This window comes from Segetibacter sp. (genome assembly GCF_025963695.1).
Lineage (GTDB): Bacteria > Bacteroidota > Bacteroidia > Chitinophagales > Chitinophagaceae > Segetibacter.
The window spans coordinates 38,189-55,586 of record NZ_JAOQAH010000084.1; the positions used below are offsets into that span (position 1 = coordinate 38,189).

General features: G+C 40.5%; 12 protein-coding genes. 11 read left to right on the plus strand and 1 reads right to left on the minus strand.

The genetic code is table 11. The features are described 5' to 3' along the window. The first annotated feature begins 286 nt into the window (after window positions 1-286). From JWR87_RS14205 to JWR87_RS14220, 4 genes are all read left to right on the plus strand, one after another. Window positions 287-1,066 (plus strand): FHA domain-containing protein, encoded by a 780-nt coding sequence (locus JWR87_RS14205; protein WP_297821213.1) that lies wholly within the window; start codon window positions 287-289, stop codon window positions 1,064-1,066. Between the two features lie 9 nt (window positions 1,067-1,075). Next, window positions 1,076-2,818, plus strand: coding sequence for a serine/threonine-protein kinase (locus JWR87_RS14210; protein WP_297821215.1), 1,743 nt, complete (start codon window positions 1,076-1,078; stop codon window positions 2,816-2,818). Between the two features lie 84 nt (window positions 2,819-2,902). Next, window positions 2,903-4,606 carry a serine/threonine-protein kinase gene (locus tag JWR87_RS14215; RefSeq protein ID WP_297821218.1) on the plus strand — a complete coding sequence of 568 codons (1,704 nt, stop codon included), beginning with the start codon at window positions 2,903-2,905 and terminating at the stop codon, window positions 4,604-4,606. 141 nt (window positions 4,607-4,747) lie between these two features. Continuing rightward, window positions 4,748-6,421 carry a protein kinase gene (locus tag JWR87_RS14220; RefSeq protein ID WP_297821219.1) on the plus strand — a complete coding sequence of 558 codons (1,674 nt, stop codon included), beginning with the start codon at window positions 4,748-4,750 and terminating at the stop codon, window positions 6,419-6,421. A 290-nt stretch (window positions 6,422-6,711) separates the two neighbouring features. Here JWR87_RS14220 and JWR87_RS14225 read toward each other — a convergent pair whose 3' ends face one another. Next, window positions 6,712-6,885: a hypothetical protein gene (locus tag JWR87_RS14225; RefSeq protein WP_297821221.1), complete on the minus strand. Its 174-nt coding sequence runs from the start codon at window positions 6,883-6,885 to the stop codon at window positions 6,712-6,714. A gap of 483 nt (window positions 6,886-7,368) precedes the next feature. Here JWR87_RS14225 and leuC point away from each other — a divergent pair, with 483 nt between their 5' ends. From leuC to JWR87_RS14255, 7 genes are all read left to right on the plus strand, one after another. Further along, window positions 7,369-8,802: a 3-isopropylmalate dehydratase large subunit gene (leuC, locus tag JWR87_RS14230; RefSeq protein ID WP_297821223.1), complete on the plus strand. Its 1,434-nt coding sequence runs from the start codon at window positions 7,369-7,371 to the stop codon at window positions 8,800-8,802. Between the two features lie 307 nt (window positions 8,803-9,109). After that, the gene (leuD, locus tag JWR87_RS14235; protein WP_297821225.1) at window positions 9,110-9,706 is read left to right on the plus strand and encodes a 3-isopropylmalate dehydratase small subunit; all 597 of its coding nucleotides are present in this window, start codon (window positions 9,110-9,112) and stop codon (window positions 9,704-9,706) included. 60 nt (window positions 9,707-9,766) lie between these two features. Beyond that, the gene (locus tag JWR87_RS14240) at window positions 9,767-11,347 is read left to right on the plus strand and encodes an alpha-isopropylmalate synthase regulatory domain-containing protein (protein ID WP_297821227.1); all 1,581 of its coding nucleotides are present in this window, start codon (window positions 9,767-9,769) and stop codon (window positions 11,345-11,347) included. A gap of 242 nt (window positions 11,348-11,589) precedes the next feature. Next, window positions 11,590-11,682, plus strand: coding sequence for a hypothetical protein (locus JWR87_RS20290; RefSeq protein WP_366090731.1), 93 nt, complete (start codon window positions 11,590-11,592; stop codon window positions 11,680-11,682). 167 nt (window positions 11,683-11,849) lie between these two features. Continuing rightward, window positions 11,850-12,920, plus strand: a complete 1,071-nt coding sequence (gene leuB / locus JWR87_RS14245; RefSeq protein ID WP_297821229.1) for a 3-isopropylmalate dehydrogenase — start codon at window positions 11,850-11,852, stop codon at window positions 12,918-12,920. Between the two features lie 344 nt (window positions 12,921-13,264). After that, window positions 13,265-16,180 carry a TonB-dependent receptor gene (locus JWR87_RS14250; protein WP_297821231.1) on the plus strand — a complete coding sequence of 972 codons (2,916 nt, stop codon included), beginning with the start codon at window positions 13,265-13,267 and terminating at the stop codon, window positions 16,178-16,180. Between the two features lie 197 nt (window positions 16,181-16,377). After that, a complete protein-coding gene (locus tag JWR87_RS14255; RefSeq protein WP_297821233.1) occupies window positions 16,378-16,611 on the plus strand; it encodes a hypothetical protein in 234 nt (77 codons plus the stop codon). Window positions 16,612-17,398: the final 787 nt, after the last annotated feature.

Sequence of the window (17,398 nt, forward strand, 5' to 3'; positions counted from 1 at the left end):
CTTGTAACAAAAAAAATTGGACAATCTTTGAATATATTGCTTCGTATTTCTAATATTGACCCTACAGATGCAATAGTAAGGTTATTGCAAGGGATAGGAATACAGGTTTTTACAGCAAGCTTATGTATTTCTTTTAAACATTTGTTGTGTCACTCACTTGTACTGGTGTAACTAACTCAGCTGTGTTTAAAGTAATATAAGCTTCGTGGTATTGTAAGGTTTAGTATGTCTTTTGTATTTTTTTAAGAAGTGTATCAAATTGTATTTAAAGTAAACTGCCCATCCAATGTTCGATATTTTTAAAAGCCGGCCCACAGATATAAAAGGCATTCGGGCTTCTTTGCTTCAGTTTATTAAAGACCAGTTTCAACGGGTTGAAGGTGGAGAAGGTTCTAATATTAAGGGACTTTCCCTGTACATAAATTGCCCAGATGAAGAAAAACATTTGTACGAAGGAGCAGTTTATATAGATGAAGAAAGCCGTTTTAAAGAAGAAGAGGTACAGAGGATAGCCGATGATTATGCGATTGCTCTTCCCCCAACCTGGACACTGCAAATTGAATTTGTGGATCAACTTCCGGCTGAAGCATTAAAAGCACCAGGTTTAAATGCAGGCTTGTTTATATCGACAAAGAAAAAACCAAAAGTTTTCCAGGATGTTACGGCTTACGTAAGAGTATTAATTGGTGAAGCTGAAAAAGAGGTTTATACTATTTCTTCCGCCCGTGGCAAAGTAAATATAGGGCGCGAAAAAAGAGCGCAAACTGCTGACGGCTTTATGAGGGAAAACCACATTGCTTTTCCTAGCAATAGCAACGATGAAAGTAATCGCTCTGTTAGTCGTCAACACGCGCATATAGAGTGGGATGCCGAGAACGCCGCTTTTTATTTATATGCAGACGAAGGTGGAATACCTCCCCACAATAAGATGAAAGTAAGAACAGAAGGTGGCGTGCCTGTAAAACTGCAAACAACCGAAATAGGTCATAGGCTACAGGAGGGAGACCAAATAATACTGGGGGAATCTGCACTACTCGAATTTAGAAGTTCCGCGGTTGAAAATTAAGCACATGAAATGGCAAGGGTTTTTACAATAGCACAGGGTTTAGAGAATATGGGTGGCCTGAAAACAGGAGGCCAGGGCTCAGTATATAAAGGCCGCCGTATAGGAGAGATTATTACAGCTATAAAAATATTACCTACGCCTGTTTACACTGCTGCCGGGGACGGTAGTAGCTACGCAGCATTTCAAAATGAAGTAACAAAGCTTAAAAAAGTCAATGAAATTGCTAATTCGAATATTGTAAAAATCTTAAGCTCGGGCTTAACCGAGGAAGGCAGTTTCCCATTTATAGAGATGGAATACATAGAAGGTCCCGACCTCAGGAAGCTTCTTCAATCGCCTCATCCATCCGTTTTCACTATCAATGAAGCTGTGAAAGTTGCAGAGCAATTATCAAATGCAATTGCTCACTGCCATAGAATGGCTGTGACCCATGGTAATATAAAAAGCAATAAAGTAAAACTTAATACCGCTTCAGGTAATTATATTCTGCTTGATTTTGGCCTTGCCATGACGCCTGGTGAGGGAAGGCGTAGTAATATAAGTTGCTCCGCCGCTATAGAATTTAGGGCTCCCGAGCAAAATGCCGGGCAGGTGTTGTTTCAAACAGACGTGTATAGCTTTGGTGTTGTTCTATTCGAACTACTTACCGGCACCGTCCCTTTTCCCCTAAAAGGCCAGGGAGAAAGTGCCGCCAATGAAGTAAGGCTAGCTCATATGATATCTCCTGTTCCTGATTTTTTAAAGCTAAGACAAGAAGCCTTACCTGCATGGTGGAAGAGTGAAAAAAAAGAGCGTGAAATGAATGTGCCGGAGTGGCTGATAAAAATGATAAGTAGATGTCTTGAAAAAAAACCAGAAAGACGTTTTGCAAATGGAGGCGAACTTCACAATCATATTGTTCAGCAACTCGCTTTTAAGGCAATTAATATTTCTGCTCCGGTAAGTTCAATATCTGTTAAGCCACTGAGTAAACAAGACTTTGTCGTTTACCACAAACAACTGAAAAAACAGTTGTCACAGTACCAACAGGAACTAACAGAAAAAGAAAACGAATTAGCAGAATTAAGAAATCGACTAAGTGAGAGTCAATCAAAAAATTACAGCCCTAAGAAGATTGAAACTGTTGTAAACAAAGATAGAGTCTCCTCTGCTTCTTTCATCGCTGTATTGTTTTTAACAATAGGCTTTGGTGCATTTGCGGTGTATGCCCTTACTAAGAAATCCTTTTTTACAGATTTAAAAATAGTTCCGCTTTCTACAAAAGGGTTGGGTACAAATTATAGTAGAACTTCGACGAATGCGCGTGTTGGCCCGAATAGAAACAGACCAGGGCAAATTTTAAAATTAGGTGATGAAAAAGCTGGGTTATCTAAAGGAATTGAATCTACTGAAAATGTCAATATTTATAATTCCGGTAAAACAGAAACGGTTGAAATTGATGTAGGCAACGAGCACAACCAGCCTACTAACAATGCAACTGATGAACAAGGGCAAGATGCTGCTGAAGGCAATGAAACAGGGGGTGAAGTGCAAACAATTGAAAAGGAATACCTCGTAGTTGAAAAGGCCTATTTTTATGATGAGCCGGCTGAGGATACAAGACGTGACGAGTTTATAAGTCCGTTGGATAAGGCAGTAGTTCAGGCATTAAATGAAAGGTACGGTTTTATATATGTAGTTATTACTGACCCCGCAGGCCAGGTATTCAAGGGCTGGTTGCGGAAGAAAGACGTAAAGCTGTATACTATTTAAAAAATTTATGACTTCGAACGCAAATAATGCATTACTTCATCTACAACATATAAAAGTGCAGATGGTAAAATTCATGTACAAATAATGGCAAAGGTTTTTACAATAGCACCAGGTTTGGAAAATATGGGAGCCTTAAGAAGTGGCGGGCAAGGCTCTGTATATAAAGGACGGAGAATTGGTGAAATTATTACAGCTATTAAACTTTTACCAACTCCGATATATAGCGAGAGTGAGGACGATAAGAATTATCGAGATTTTCAAAATGAAGTACAAAAGCTAAAAAAGGTTAATGAAGAACCTAATCCAAATGTTGTACAAATCCTAAGTTTTGGCTTGTCTGAGACAGGCAATTTTCCATTTATAGAGATGGCTTACATTGAAGGGCCAGACCTTGAAGAATTATTAAAACCTCCTCACGATCCTGTCTTCTCAGTAAAAGAAGTAATAAAGGTTGCAGAGCAATTGTCTAATGCCTTGTCTCACTGCCACAAGCTTGACGTAAGGCATGGAGACGTAAAAAGCAATAATGTAAAATACAACCTTCATACAGGCAACTATGTACTGTTGGATTTTGGCCTCGCTATAATGTCTGACGAACAAAGGCGAACAAGTTTAAGAAGAGCCGGAGCGGTAGAATTTATGGCGCCGGAACAGAACGAAGGCCTCATGCTTTTTCATACGGACGTTTACAGCTTTGGAGTGGTGCTATTTGAGCTGCTCGCAGGACGCGTTCCTTTTCCTTTAGAAGATAAAGGCGAAACTGCAAGAAACATTGTTCGTTTAGCCCACCTCGAAACACCCCCTCCCGACCTGATAGCTTTAAGAAGAGAAAATTTACCGGCGAGTTGGCCAGCAGAAAAAAAAGACAGGGAAATGTCGGTTCCCGACTGGCTGTTAACTCTAATTTATAGATGCCTCGAGAAAAAGCCCGAAGACCGTTTCAAAAACGGTATGGAGTTGCACGAGTTTATTGTTCACAATAGTATTCATGCCGGTCCTGTTACTAACCCCGCTCAATCTGTAGCCTTACAGGAGGAGAGTGAAAGGTTGCAAAAAGAGAGTATGCAGCTCCATCGCCAGCTCTTACAGTATAAAGATCAGTTAACTATAAGAGACAAGGAATTGTCTGAGTTGCAGGCAGCATTGAAAAGGCGTGAGAGTGAGTTACAAAATGCCGATGTAGCAACTTATGAGACAGAAAACCAATCCAAGGGTGTATCGAAAACCGCTTTTTTTGCGTTGCTTTTACTAACCATTGGGCTTGGAGCTTTTTCTGCTTACTCATTTATTAAAAACAATAAGGCAATAACCCAAAATGTTAGTGACGATAGTACAGTGACTACAGCAACCTTAGATACCGAAAGAGCAGTAATACCCGAGCCTACAAGAGCATCAACACAAAAGAGAAAAGATTCGATAGCCCGTGTAAAGCAAGTGGCGGATTCTATTAAAAGAGTAAATAAAAAAACGCTGGCTCGTGCAGACTCTGCTGCGAAAGAGGCAACGAGCGATAATCGCGATGACGAGAATACAGTGGAAGAGGATGAACAAGATAATACCGATCAGTCGGCTAATAAATTTGGAAGATACAAAGCTGCCTCTGTAGCTTATTTTTATAATGAACCGGACGAGGACACCCGTCGCGATGGTGTCTTCATCAACAAGTGGAACGCCCCTGTTACCGCTTCAGACGACATGAATGGGTTTATTTATGTGGTTTATACCAACGAAAAGAAACAAACGACCCGGGGCTGGCTACTGAAAAAAGACCTGGTAAGGGTTAAGTGATAAAATAAAAAGGCTGAAAAGGCGCATCTTTATTACCCGGGCAGCCCGTTTCTTAATTGAGCAATACAGTTCTGTTCCTACCTTTTAGAGTCTTAATGCCCGCGTTATTTCAGCATTAGGACAAAATCAAAAAAAATATAAATGGCTAAGGTTTTTACCATAACGGAAGGTTTGGAAAATATGGGGGCGATAAAAACCGGTGGCCAGGGATCAGTATACAAAGGCAGGCGATTCGGCGAAATTATAACGGCGATAAAAATTCTACCTACGCCTATTTATAGTGAAAGTGCAGATGATAAAAATTATACTGCTTTTCAAAATGAGGTTGAAAAACTTAAGAAGGTAAATGAGGATGCTAATCCTAATGTGGTAAAAATTCTCAGTTCAGGAATAACCGACTCTGGAAATTTTCCATTCATTGAGATGGAGTATATCGAGGGCCCCGATTTGGAAGAGCTATTACGCCCACCTCATCCTTGTTTGTTTACCATAAAAGAAGTTTTAAAAGTTGCAGACCAGCTTTCGTGTGCATTGGCCCATTGCCACAAGGTAGGTGTAAGGCATGGCGATATTAAGGGCAATAATGTAAAGTATAATACAAGCACTGGTAATTATGTATTGCTCGATTTTGGTCTGGCGATGATGTCTGATGAGCAGCGAAGAACCAGTTTGAGACATGCAGGAGCTATTGAGTTTATGGCTCCCGAACAAAATGAGGGCATCATGCTCTTTCAAACAGACGTGTATAGTTTCGGGGTAGTATTATTTGAACTGTTGGCAGGTTCTGTTCCATTTCCGTTACACAATAAAGGCGAAACAGGTAGAAACGCAGTGATGGTAGCTCACCGGGAACTGCCACCGCCAGATATTCTTTTTTTACGCCAACAAGCACTGCCGGATAGCTGGAACGACGAACAGAAGGAGCAGGAATTGAAAGTTCCTGATTGGCTGAATACGATGATATACAAGTGCCTTGAGAAGAAACCCGAGAATCGTTTTTCTAACGGCATGCAGCTACATGAATATGCCTGGCAAAATTACATACGAACAGCAAACACGCACCAGCTAACCCATGATCGTATCAACTTTTTGGAAGCCGAAAATAACCGGCTACGCAAGGAAAGAGAAGATTTACATCAACAGTTGGTGAAATACCAGGTTTTAGAAACCAGTACAAATAAGAATAGTTCTTTAAACAAGGGTTTATCCGAAAGCACAAGAATAATTAGTAAGAAGAACCCTGTCGCAGCTATTAGTATTGCTGCCGTTTACAAAAAGTACAGGGTGTTGTTTCTTATTATTCTTATTGCAGCGTCGGCACTTGCTTATTTTGTACTAAATAACAAAGAAGAACCACGGTTCGCTACAAAGCCGGCTACTCCGTCTTTAGCTGCTCCTGTTACAGAGTCTTCTGCAATACGTAATCAATTGCAGGCTGCAAAACAATTTCTTACTCAAGGCAAGCTCCCCGAAGCTTTTATTATCTACAGTAGTTTGTCGCGCCAGCAGGTACCCGAGGCGATGTATTTTTATGGCAAATTGGCGCTCCAGAATAAGAATGAAAATATAAGTTGTACAGAAGCTTTCGCGCTTTTAAAAAAAGCAAGCGATAAAGGTTATACACCGGCAAAACGAACACTTGGCTTTCTGTACTCCTTCGCCGACGATAAAGCAGCCTTACAACAGGCAAACTATTTCGAGCGATGCACTTTCGCCAAAAACCTGGCAAAAGGCTCTGTGCTGTTAATGGAAGCAACATTGCGGGGCGATACTACTGCCAGCAGGTTTTTAGATATGCTGAATGTCAAGCACTAGAAATATTTCAAAATTCAGGTTGCTCAAAATCAGTTGGGTCTTTTTAGGCAACCAGCTTTATCGCTTTGTTTAGTCATCGTTGCGTCGCATTTCGTTCATCCGCAGGTTATTTGTGAACCATTTTTGTAAACATATTAGCAATGTGTTTCCGCTTTCAATTATAATTGGATTGGTAGCTTTGTATTGGACTATTTATAACGTATTTTTTGTGTACATGTCTCTCTCTCCCGGCCACAAATAATAAAAGGGGAAGCCGACTTCCCCTTTTATTATTCTAAATTATTTGGTGGTTATGATTTGATCTCTACATTTTCGAATAGTATCAAATTCTCCTTCTGCAGATATTGTAGAATGTTTCTAGCAGCGGTTTTGCTATCTACTAAAAACGTTTCTTCCTGGTATCTCGACCTTTCAATTATCTGTTCTATCTGTGACCTTACGGTGTGTTTTTCTATCTCTGACATTTCGTTTAGTTTTAGGCTTGTCTATTAAGTTAGGCTTGTCTCTTAATTTGACTGTAAGTAAAGCAGAATGTTTAATGTTTTAAGAGGTCGATTAGTAAATGTAATGCTAATGTTAGGTGATTAATAATAATGTTGAAAACAGGCTTTTCAACACACTTTTTTTGCACCTGTTTCAATTTTACTTTCCTAGAGAAAGCGGGTTCAATAGGCAGTATTGTATATACGGTAAAAGCGTTTTACTGGGCTTCAACAATTCTGATCAATGTAATTTCTTTTCTACTCTTTATTTACTTTTTAATATGTAACTTTTTGATTTCAAGCAGTTAAAAGTGGATCCAACTGCTTGTAGCTAATTTTGAAAATGATTTTTGACTGGATATTTTTTTAATAAAATTCCCTACGTCTCAAGGTTTTACACTATATTTTTCTGACTTTCGTAGTTGGTTTTCAACAAATAGTAAAGAAATCAGTAAAGTTTAAAAAATGAGCAACACTCCAAGTACCTTATTTGATAAAGTGTGGGATGCACACGTGGTTCGAAAAATTGAAGACGGTCCTGATGTGTTTTTTATTGACAGACATTTCATTCACGAAGTTACCAGCCCGGTTGCTTTTTTAGGTCTTCAGACAAGAGGTATTGATGTTATGTCACCTGAGCGAACTTTCGCTACAGCCGACCACAATACTCCAACCATTAATCAGCATCTTCCTGTACAAGATCTGCTCTCTGCCAACCAGTTAAATCAATTAGAAGCAAATAGTGCTAAGTACGGTATTTCGCATTGGGGCTTAAACAATCCTAAGAACGGAATTGTACACGTTGTCGGTCCTGAAAACGGTATCACCCTTCCCGGCATGACCATCGTTTGCGGAGACTCTCATACCTCAACCCACGGCGCTTTTGGTGCCATCGCTTTTGGCATTGGTACTTCTGAAGTTGAGATGGTTTTATCGTCTCAGTGCATTATGCAGCCCAAGCCTAAGAAAATGCGGATTAGTGTTAATGGAAAATTAGGCAGGGCAGTTACTCCTAAAGATGTCGCATTATATATTATTTCAAAAATGACCACCAGTGGCGCCACCGGTTATTTTGTTGAATATGCCGGAGATGTGTTTGAAAACATGAGCATGGAAGGCAGGATGACAGTTTGCAACATGAGTATCGAAATGGGTGCGCGTGGAGGAATGATCGCCCCCGATCAAACTACTTTCGACTATATAAATGGCCGCGAGAAAGCTCCAAAAGGCGAGGCGTGGGATAAAGCGTTGATCTACTGGAAAACTTTGAAGACCGATACAAATGCAACTTTTGATTTAGAATTTACTTTCGACGCTGCTGATATTGAACCAATGATTACTTACGGAACCAATCCGGGAATGGGTATTGGCATTACCAAGCACATACCTTTATCCGGGGAAGTTGAAGGGGGTAAAGCAAGTTACGAGAAGTCTCTTAACTATATGGGTTTTCATGAAGATGATGAAATGATTGGAAAGAAAGTCGATTATGTCTTCGTTGGTAGTTGCACTAATGGCCGTATTGAAGACTTCAGAGCGTTTGCGTCTATTATTAAAGGCCGCAAAAAAGCAGACAATGTAACCGCCTGGATTGTTCCAGGTTCGCATGTGGTGGAGCAACAAATTAAGGAAGAAGGAATTTTGGATATATTACATGAAGCAGGCTTTCAATTGCGCCAGCCAGGTTGTTCCGCCTGCCTTGCAATGAACGATGATAAAGTACCAGCAGGTAAATATGCGGTAAGTACCAGCAACCGCAACTTCGAAGGTCGCCAGGGACCAAACAGCAGAACGCTGCTTGCCAGTCCGTTAGTTGCCGCTGCTGCTGCCGTAACGGGTGTAGTTACTGACCCTAGAGAGTTGATGGAAGAAGAGCTGGAGGTAGCGGGAACGTATTAAGCGAAGAACAGCCTACAGCTTCAAACCGACTGCAAATTCTATCAGAACTTTTCTGAAGCGCTTGTAAGAATTTTTGAAGCCGGCAGAAATGCAATATGAATCTTTCTTGCGTCGCACTCTTGTACTTTTTAATTAGTTGCAGCAATGGTTTATTAAAAAATATAAGTACAAGTGAGTGACACAACGATGTTGAAAGTGGAGCCGCAGCTCGTTACCAAAAAAATCCGTAAAATCATCCTTTTCATAAAAAGAATAATCAAAACCTAAAAAGCTTGAAGCTAGCGGCTAAAAGCTAGCAGCTCATAACATGGCTTACGATAAATTTACAATCCTCAGAAGTTCGGCCGTTCCTTTGCCCATAGAAAACGTTGACACCGACCAAATTATCCCTGCACGCTTCTTAAAAGCTACGGAGCGCAAGGAGTTCGGTGATAATTTATTTAGAGACTGGCGGTACAACCAGGACGGCACTCCAAAAGAAGATTTTATTTTAAATAATCCTGTTTACTCCGGCAAAATACTAGTTGGAGGAAAAAATTTCGGTAGCGGCAGTAGCCGCGAGCACGCCGCCTGGGCTATTTATGATTATGGTTTCCGCTGTGTTGTTTCAAGTTTCTTCGCTGATATTTTCAAAGGAAATTCTATTAACATTGGTGTACTTCCAGTACAGGTAAGTGCTGAATTTTTAGACAAAATATTTACTGCAATTGAAGCAGATCCAAAAACTGAACTCGAAGTAAATTTACCAGAACAACGCATTACCATTCTTGCTACCGGTGAAAGTGAATCATTTGATATTAACGGTTACAAAAAGCATAATATGCTAAACGGCTTTGATGACATTGATTATCTGCAGGCCATGAAACATGATGTAAACGCTTTTGCGGCAAGTAGCATGTACTAATACAGTTGCTCATACAACCAGTATTGTATTTTTTATTTTGAATAATTTACCGAAAGAAATATGCAAGTAGCTATAGAACCAAAAGGCAGGCAGACGACTGCAAACGGCAATAAAAGGTCAAATGTTCAAAGGCATATTGAAATCATGGACACTACGCTTCGTGATGGAGAACAAACGAGCGGGGTATCATTTTCTGCGTCAGAAAAATTGACCATTGCTCAAATACTACTTACCGAGGTAAAAGTTGACAGGATAGAAATTGCGTCGGCAAGAGTTTCTGAAGGCGAATTTCAAGCCGTAAAAAATATTACCGAATGGGCGGCAGCACACGGATACCTGGACAGGATAGAAGTACTGACTTTTGTTGACGGCTATACTTCTATAAACTGGATGTTGCAGGCAGGTGCAAGAGTAATGAACCTGCTAACCAAAGGTTCTTTAAACCATTTAACCCATCAACTTAAGAAAACTCCGGAACAGCATTTTGCTGAAGTGGCTGATGTAATTGCACTTGCAACTGAAAAAGGAATCGACTGTAATGTGTATCTCGAAGATTGGAGCAACGGTATGCGCAACTCTCATGAGTATGTCTTGCAGTATCTCGACTTCTTACAGCACCAGCCAATTAAGAGGGTTCTTTTGCCCGACACTTTGGGCGTATTGATACCTTCTGAAGTTTTTACATTTGTTCAGGAACTTGTTTTAAGATACCCTCAAATACACTTCGATTTTCATGCCCATAATGATTATGACCTGGGTACTGCCAATGTTTTAGAGGCGGTAAAAGCGGGAATTGATGGAATACATTTAACCGTTAACGGAATGGGAGAACGGGCAGGAAATGCTCCCCTGGCGAGTGCAGTTGCAGTTTTGAACGATTACATGAAAGATGTAAAAACTTCAGTAGTTGAAACATCACTATACTCCGTTAGTAAACTGGTTGAAACATTTTCTGGTTTTAGAACACCTGACAACAAACCGGTAATTGGTGAAAACGTTTTTACTCAAACTGCCGGCATTCACGCGGATGGTGACAAGAAAAACAATTTATATTTTAACGACCTGCTCCCCGAGCGTTTCGGTCGCGAGCGTAAATATGCCCTGGGCAAGACAAGCGGAAAGGCAAACATTGAAAATAACCTCCATCAGCTGGGGATACAAATTTCTGATGAAGATTTGAAAAGAGTTACCCAACGCATCATTGAACTGGGTGACCGAAAAGAAGTAGTTACCCAAGCGGACCTGCCCTATATTCTTTCTGATGTTTTAGATAGTAATACAATAAAGGAAAAAGTGCAGCTGGAAAATTATGTGCTCACGCATTCAAAAAACCTAAGGCCTTCTGTTACTTTGAAGTTGCGGATCGACGATGAGTCATTTGAAGAGCACGCGCAAGGCGACGGGCAGTACGACGCTTTTATGAACGCTTTGAAAATAGTGTATAAAAATAAAGGACTTGAGTTACCCCAACTAACCGATTATACAGTGCGAATTCCTCCCGGGGGAAAGTCCGATGCACTCTGCGAAACCATTATCTCCTGGTTGTGCAGCAACGGAAAACACTTTAAAACCCGTGGCCTCGATAGCGATCAAACAGTAGCAGCGATAAAGGCGACGCAAAAGATGCTCAACTTAATTTAATAGGCGAAAGGAGGCAAAAGGGGCAACAGGCAAAGAGGCAATGAGTGAGAGACTGCCTGTTTGGTACCCTTTTCAATTTGAAAGGATGACAGCAATAAATAGCTATAGAGATTTAATGGCTTGGGAGAAATCAATATTGTTTTTTACAGATATTTACGCTGCTTCGAATAGCTTTCCTACCGTGGAAATGTGGGGATTGACAAATCCACTCCGGCGACCGCACAGTTTCAATTCCCGGTAATATCGCGGAAGGTTATGGAAGACACTCAACAGGAGATTGCAAAAAATTTTTACAAATAACCGTAGGTTCACTATCAAATTACAAACACAAGTAGAAATTGCTTTCAACTTAAATTATCTTGCGCAAGATCGTCTTAATACCTGTTAGGTAGTACTGAAGAATTAGATCGAATGTTATTGTCATTAATTAAAAAGATATGACAAGGTTAAAGACAACTGACGCCATATTGTTTTACTAGTTGCCTTTTATTAAAACCAACACATGAAAAAACACATATTAATTGTTCCCGGAGACGGGATAGGACAGGAAGTAACAGCAGTAGGAAAGAAAGTCTTAGATAAGATAGCTGCTAAATTCGGACATGAGTTTACATACGACACAGCACTTATCGGTCATGTAGCCATTGAAGCAACAGGTAATCCATTGCCCGAGGAAACCCTGCAAAAAATGAAAGATGCTGATGCTGTTTTATTCGGTGCTGTCGGGCATCCCAAGTACGACAATGATCCAACTGCTAAAGTGCGACCGGAGCAAGGACTGTTGAGGATGCGTAAAGAACTGGGATTGTACGCTAACCTTCGTCCTATAAAACTTTTTGATGAATTGCTAAGTGCTTCAAGCATTAAACCTGAAATTCTTAAGGGAGCAGATATCCTGTTTTTCAGGGAACTGACAGGCGATATTTATTTTGGCGAAAAAGGCCGTAAAAATAATGGAGATACGGCTTTCGATATGGCAGAATATAGTCGTTACGAAGTGGAGAGAATTGCCCGGAAAGCTTTCGAAGCTGCTATGACCCGCAAGAAAAAGCTCTGTTCTGTAGATAAAGCCAATGTGTTAGAGACAAGCCGCCTTTGGCGCGAGGTAGTACAAAAAGTTGCGCTTGAATATCCGGAAGTAGAAGTTGAGCATCAATTTGTAGATGCTACAGCAATGTTACTGATAAAGGATCCGTGCCGCTTTGATGTAGTGGTTACTGCTAACCTTTTTGGAGATATTCTAACAGATGAAGCTTCCCAGATTGCCGGTTCTATGGGTATGCTTGCTTCAGCGTCTATCGGCGACGGAACGGGGGTTTACGAACCCATTCATGGGTCTGCACACGATATAACAGGGAAGGGAGTTGCAAATCCACTTGCTTCTGTTTTGTCCGCAGCTTTGCTGCTTGATATTTCTTTTGGATTAAGAGCAGAAGCTGATGCTTTAATTAACGCAGTTGACAAGGTATTAAAAGCCGGATACCGTACCCGTGATATTGCAGACTCTCACACTACTTCTAAAAACATACTAGGTACCGATGCGATGGGTGAACAAGTACTAAATAATATTTAGGCTATATTTCCTTAACCATCCTTTTATAATTGTTGCCTCCCTTTACTAGCTAAAGGGAGGCAACTTGTTTTACACTACTTTTTTATCTCTCCAGGCTGGTTGCATCATCAGCTTCAAAAAAAGTTTAGGTTTTTATCCTATAAGTTTGGTAGACTAATAGAAATGGTTTTAAATTTGCCCATCATCAATACTAACAGCCCAACTATGTGTATTTTATTCAATTCCTATTGGCGATGTTGTTGTGGTAAGAATACTCCGTTCTAACTTTTTTGCTCTGCTATACCGAATATTTTTTTACCTATTAATCCTACTAAATTAGTAGACTAGTTAACTCAAAAAACCAAATGAAAAAAGATTTACGAAAAGTTAAAGAAGAAAAAGCTGGTTTAAATGCCGGGTTCAAGCAAAGCTTATTACTGCTTTTTTTGTTTCTTTCTGTGCAATCAATATTTGCCCAGGGCACTAACCTTATTGAAATTTCAGGGACAATACTAGACCAGGAAAGTAAGCAGCCGCTTGCCGCGGTAAGTGTACAAATGAAAGGGACAATCGCCGGTACTACGTCTAACAATGCGGGTGAATTTCGCATCCGTACAAAAAATAAGTTTCCTCTCACACTTGTCTTCTCTTCTGTAGGTTTTCAGCCCCAGGAATTCGAAGTAACAGGAGTTAGTTCTAAGATCTCGATAGAACTGGTTACACAAACGATGCTTGGAAAAGACGTGGTAGTTACCGCCTCCCGCGTTTCTGAAAGCATATTGAAATCGCCTGTTGCTATTGAAAAACTCGATATCAGGGCAATCAGGGAAACACCAGCCGCTAGCTTTTATGACGCCCTGGAAAACGTAAAGGGTGTACAAATGATCACCTCAAGTTTGACTTTTAAAGTTCCAAATACACGTGGTTTCAATGTTCCTAACAATTTTCGTTTCCTTCAACTTGTTGATGGGGTCGATATGCAGGCCGCTACCCTGGGGGTGCCACTTGGTAATGCAATTGGTGCTACAGAATTAGATATAGAATCAGTTGAGATCACTCCAGGTGCGGCTTCTGCTTTATATGGAATGAATGCAATTAACGGTTTGGCAAATTTGCAGACCAAAAGCCCTTTTAAATACCAGGGACTGAGCATATATCAGAAAGTAGGAATCAATCATGTTGATGGTATTGACAGAGATCCAGGTGCGCTTACTGAAACTGCTATTAGATATGCGAAAGCATTTAATAACAGGTTTGCATTTAAGCTCAATTTTAGCACTTTAAAAGGAACGGATTGGGTTGCCAATGGTTTAACTGATCAGAATCCTCAAAATCTATCTTCTGCAAATCCAGGGTTTCCTGAACTATCGGGAGAGAATAACCCCGCAAAAGACCAATGGAGCCGTTACGGTGATGACAGGCAGGCAAGACAATCAATTGCTGTCCAATACTTAGGCAAGACCGAAACATTCAATGTGGCGCGCACGGGTTACCTCGAAAAAGACCTGATTTTTCCTAAAGTAAGAAACCTGAAGTTTGACGGTGGTTTATTTTATAAGTTGAATGAAAAGCTCGAACTTTCTTATAGCTACCGCTATGGTATTATGGATGGAGTTTTCCAGCGTGGTAACAGGATACAATTGAACGACGTAACAGTTCAAAACCAAAAGTTTGAAGTGCGTGGAAACGACTTAACCTTCAGGGCGTACGTGTTACGCGAAAGCACCGGCAAATCCTATAATCTAAACCCGCTTTCTTATAGCCTTGATTTGAGCAACGCTTCTAATGCTGAATGGGGAGCACGCTTCAGAAACGAATTACAGGCGCAGGTTAATAATGGCGTTTCACTAGCCACGTCGATGCAACTAGCAAGAGCCACTGCTGACAAGGGCAGAGCTGAGCCTGGAACTGCACATTTTGATGCATTAAAAAACAACATTGTAAATTCCAATAATTGGGACGTTGCTTCTTCTGTTTCGGGTGGTGCACCAAATGGGGGTGCAGCAGTATGGCAGTATAGTAATACATACCATGTAGATTTTCAGTACAACTTAAGTAAAGTTACCTGGGCAAATATTATGGTAGGTGCAGATTATCGCTTGTTTGAGGTAATTCCTGATGGCAATACTTTCGTTGATTTGTCAAGGCCACTTGCCGAAAGAACAGTCGCAGACAAAAGCGGTTCTTTTGGTGGAAAGCAGTACTACAGAAAATACGGTGCTTTTACACAGGTCGCAAAACTTTTTTTTAATGACAAGCTGAAGGTTTCTTTGTCAGGCAGAGTAGATAACAATCCTGAATTTAGTCCTAAGTTCAATCCACGCATAGCCCTTGTGTATACTGTAGCGGAGAAACACAACTTTAGAGCTTCTTTCCAGAATGGTTACCGTTTCCCGGCTTTGTTTGAAGCACTGTCTTTTCTTAACAACGCCAGTGTGCGCCGTGTAGGTGGATTAGCCCGGGTGAATGAAGGAATTGGATTTTTAGAGAACTCTTACACTTTGGCTTCTTCTGACATTTTTACTGCCGCAGTAAATAAAGATGTTTCTGCCGGCAGCAACCGCAGCGACGCAGGTTTGAAAAACAGGAATTTGTTACAGGTGGCAAACTTGCCAACAATGCAACCTGAAAGCATTAACTCATTTGAGGTTGGTTATAAAAGCGTTTTACTCAACAATAAACTAGTTCTTGATTTTGATGCATACTACAACTCTTACAAAGGTTTTCTGGGACAGGTCGAAGTAGCGGTTCCAACTTCGGGTACAGTGGGGTCCGATGCTGCTGTAATAGATATGCTTACCCGTTCTAAACAAAATCGTTACAGGGTTTATACCAATGCAAAGAATATTTATAACAGCTATGGTTCATCACTGGGAATTACCTACAATTTCTATAAGAAATTTACAATTTCAGGTAACGCTAATTTTAATGAGCTTTCTGAAAATTCAAATACTGATGTATTCTTAACCGGTTTCAACACGCCGCAGTGGGTAACCAATTTATCCTTTGGAAGTCGTGAAATAGTTAAGAACCTTGGCTTCAACATTGTGTGGCGCTGGCAGGATACGGTGTTCTGGGAAAGTACTTTAGCAAACGGAAACGTACCTGCCTATTCAACGTTTGATGCCCAGGTATCTGTAAAAGCTCCAAAATTAAAATCTACTGTAAAACTAGGAGGAAGCAATATTTTCAACAGACGATATATACAATTCGCTGCAGGTCCAACCATCGGTGCCTTATATTATGCTACTATAACAATAGATGGTTTACTTCGCAAATAGAGCCGCCCGTTTGGAATCATTAGTATGACACGAAATGCTGTTTTTCGTAGCAACATCGTTGCGACGCTCCGTTCAACTATTAGTTAATAATTTAAAACCAGGGTAAAACACCAGAGAGCATGTGGTACTTAACCCCTTTGAGATAATGACAGATGTGCTACACTTTAAGGTGTGGCACATCTTACTTTTCCAGCATAATGAACATTAGAATTACGAAGGACGAATGGAGCGTCGCAACCAAAGCCTTAAAAACGAACAAACGCCCGCCTCACAATAAAAATCAAATTGCTCTGGAATTTACCATTGGCCTCCTCCACACCAAATCAGTTGACAGGGTAGCGGTCCTGGAAGCGGCTAAATCGACTACTGTAAGCAGTGGGCTTGGACCGAAGAACCATTTTGGCAAAAAAAAGCAACAACGTACCAGTTGAGCCAATTGCCGCTAACATCAGATTTCGGAAACCAAGGCTAACGAATAAAACCTAAACGAGGTTGACCCGACGAGTTTAGCTTGTGGCCCGATCTTCATTTGCGTACTAAAGAAGATTTTGCGGGTAAGTTTTCATAGTCAATTATTCGTCTCGCGGCTTACAGCCCGATATGTTTATGTTTCAACTTACGCTGCTGCAGGGCCATGCCAATGTTACTAGTCCGGGCATCGCGTAAGGCAGCAGGTTTAGTGGCATACAAAATATAACAAAACCCGCATGACGCAGTGGATACGATTGGAAGAAAGATAACAGGCACAAAATATTAAATAACTCCACTTTAGCTGGCGCCTACAACTTCAATTAAAAAATCCGACACAATCTATTATACGGGATTCTATTTGGTCAAAAGCCGGCAAACCGGTTTTCATTGGTTGTAAAAAATGAAGTACACATAAATTTGCAAACAGATCGTTTACAATTACTTCGATCAAAAACAGGTTTTGCTGGCAGTAAAGTTTAACACTGTAAAACATGATAGCCTTCAACTGGCCTACGTGAACCAGTTTCAGCTGTTGGCAACAGATATAGAAATAATCATATTATTAGGTTATTTTACATTCAGAATCTGGATTGGAAGAAAAAAGAATAGCAGGAAATTTTTTTTTCGGCAATTTTTCTGGTTATCCTTTTATCATTTATCTTTCGAAAAAACAGGGCTTGTAGCCTTAATTTCAGACCTGTTTAAGCTCTTTCAAAAGAGCTGGTATTTAATTTTTGTAAGCTGTCA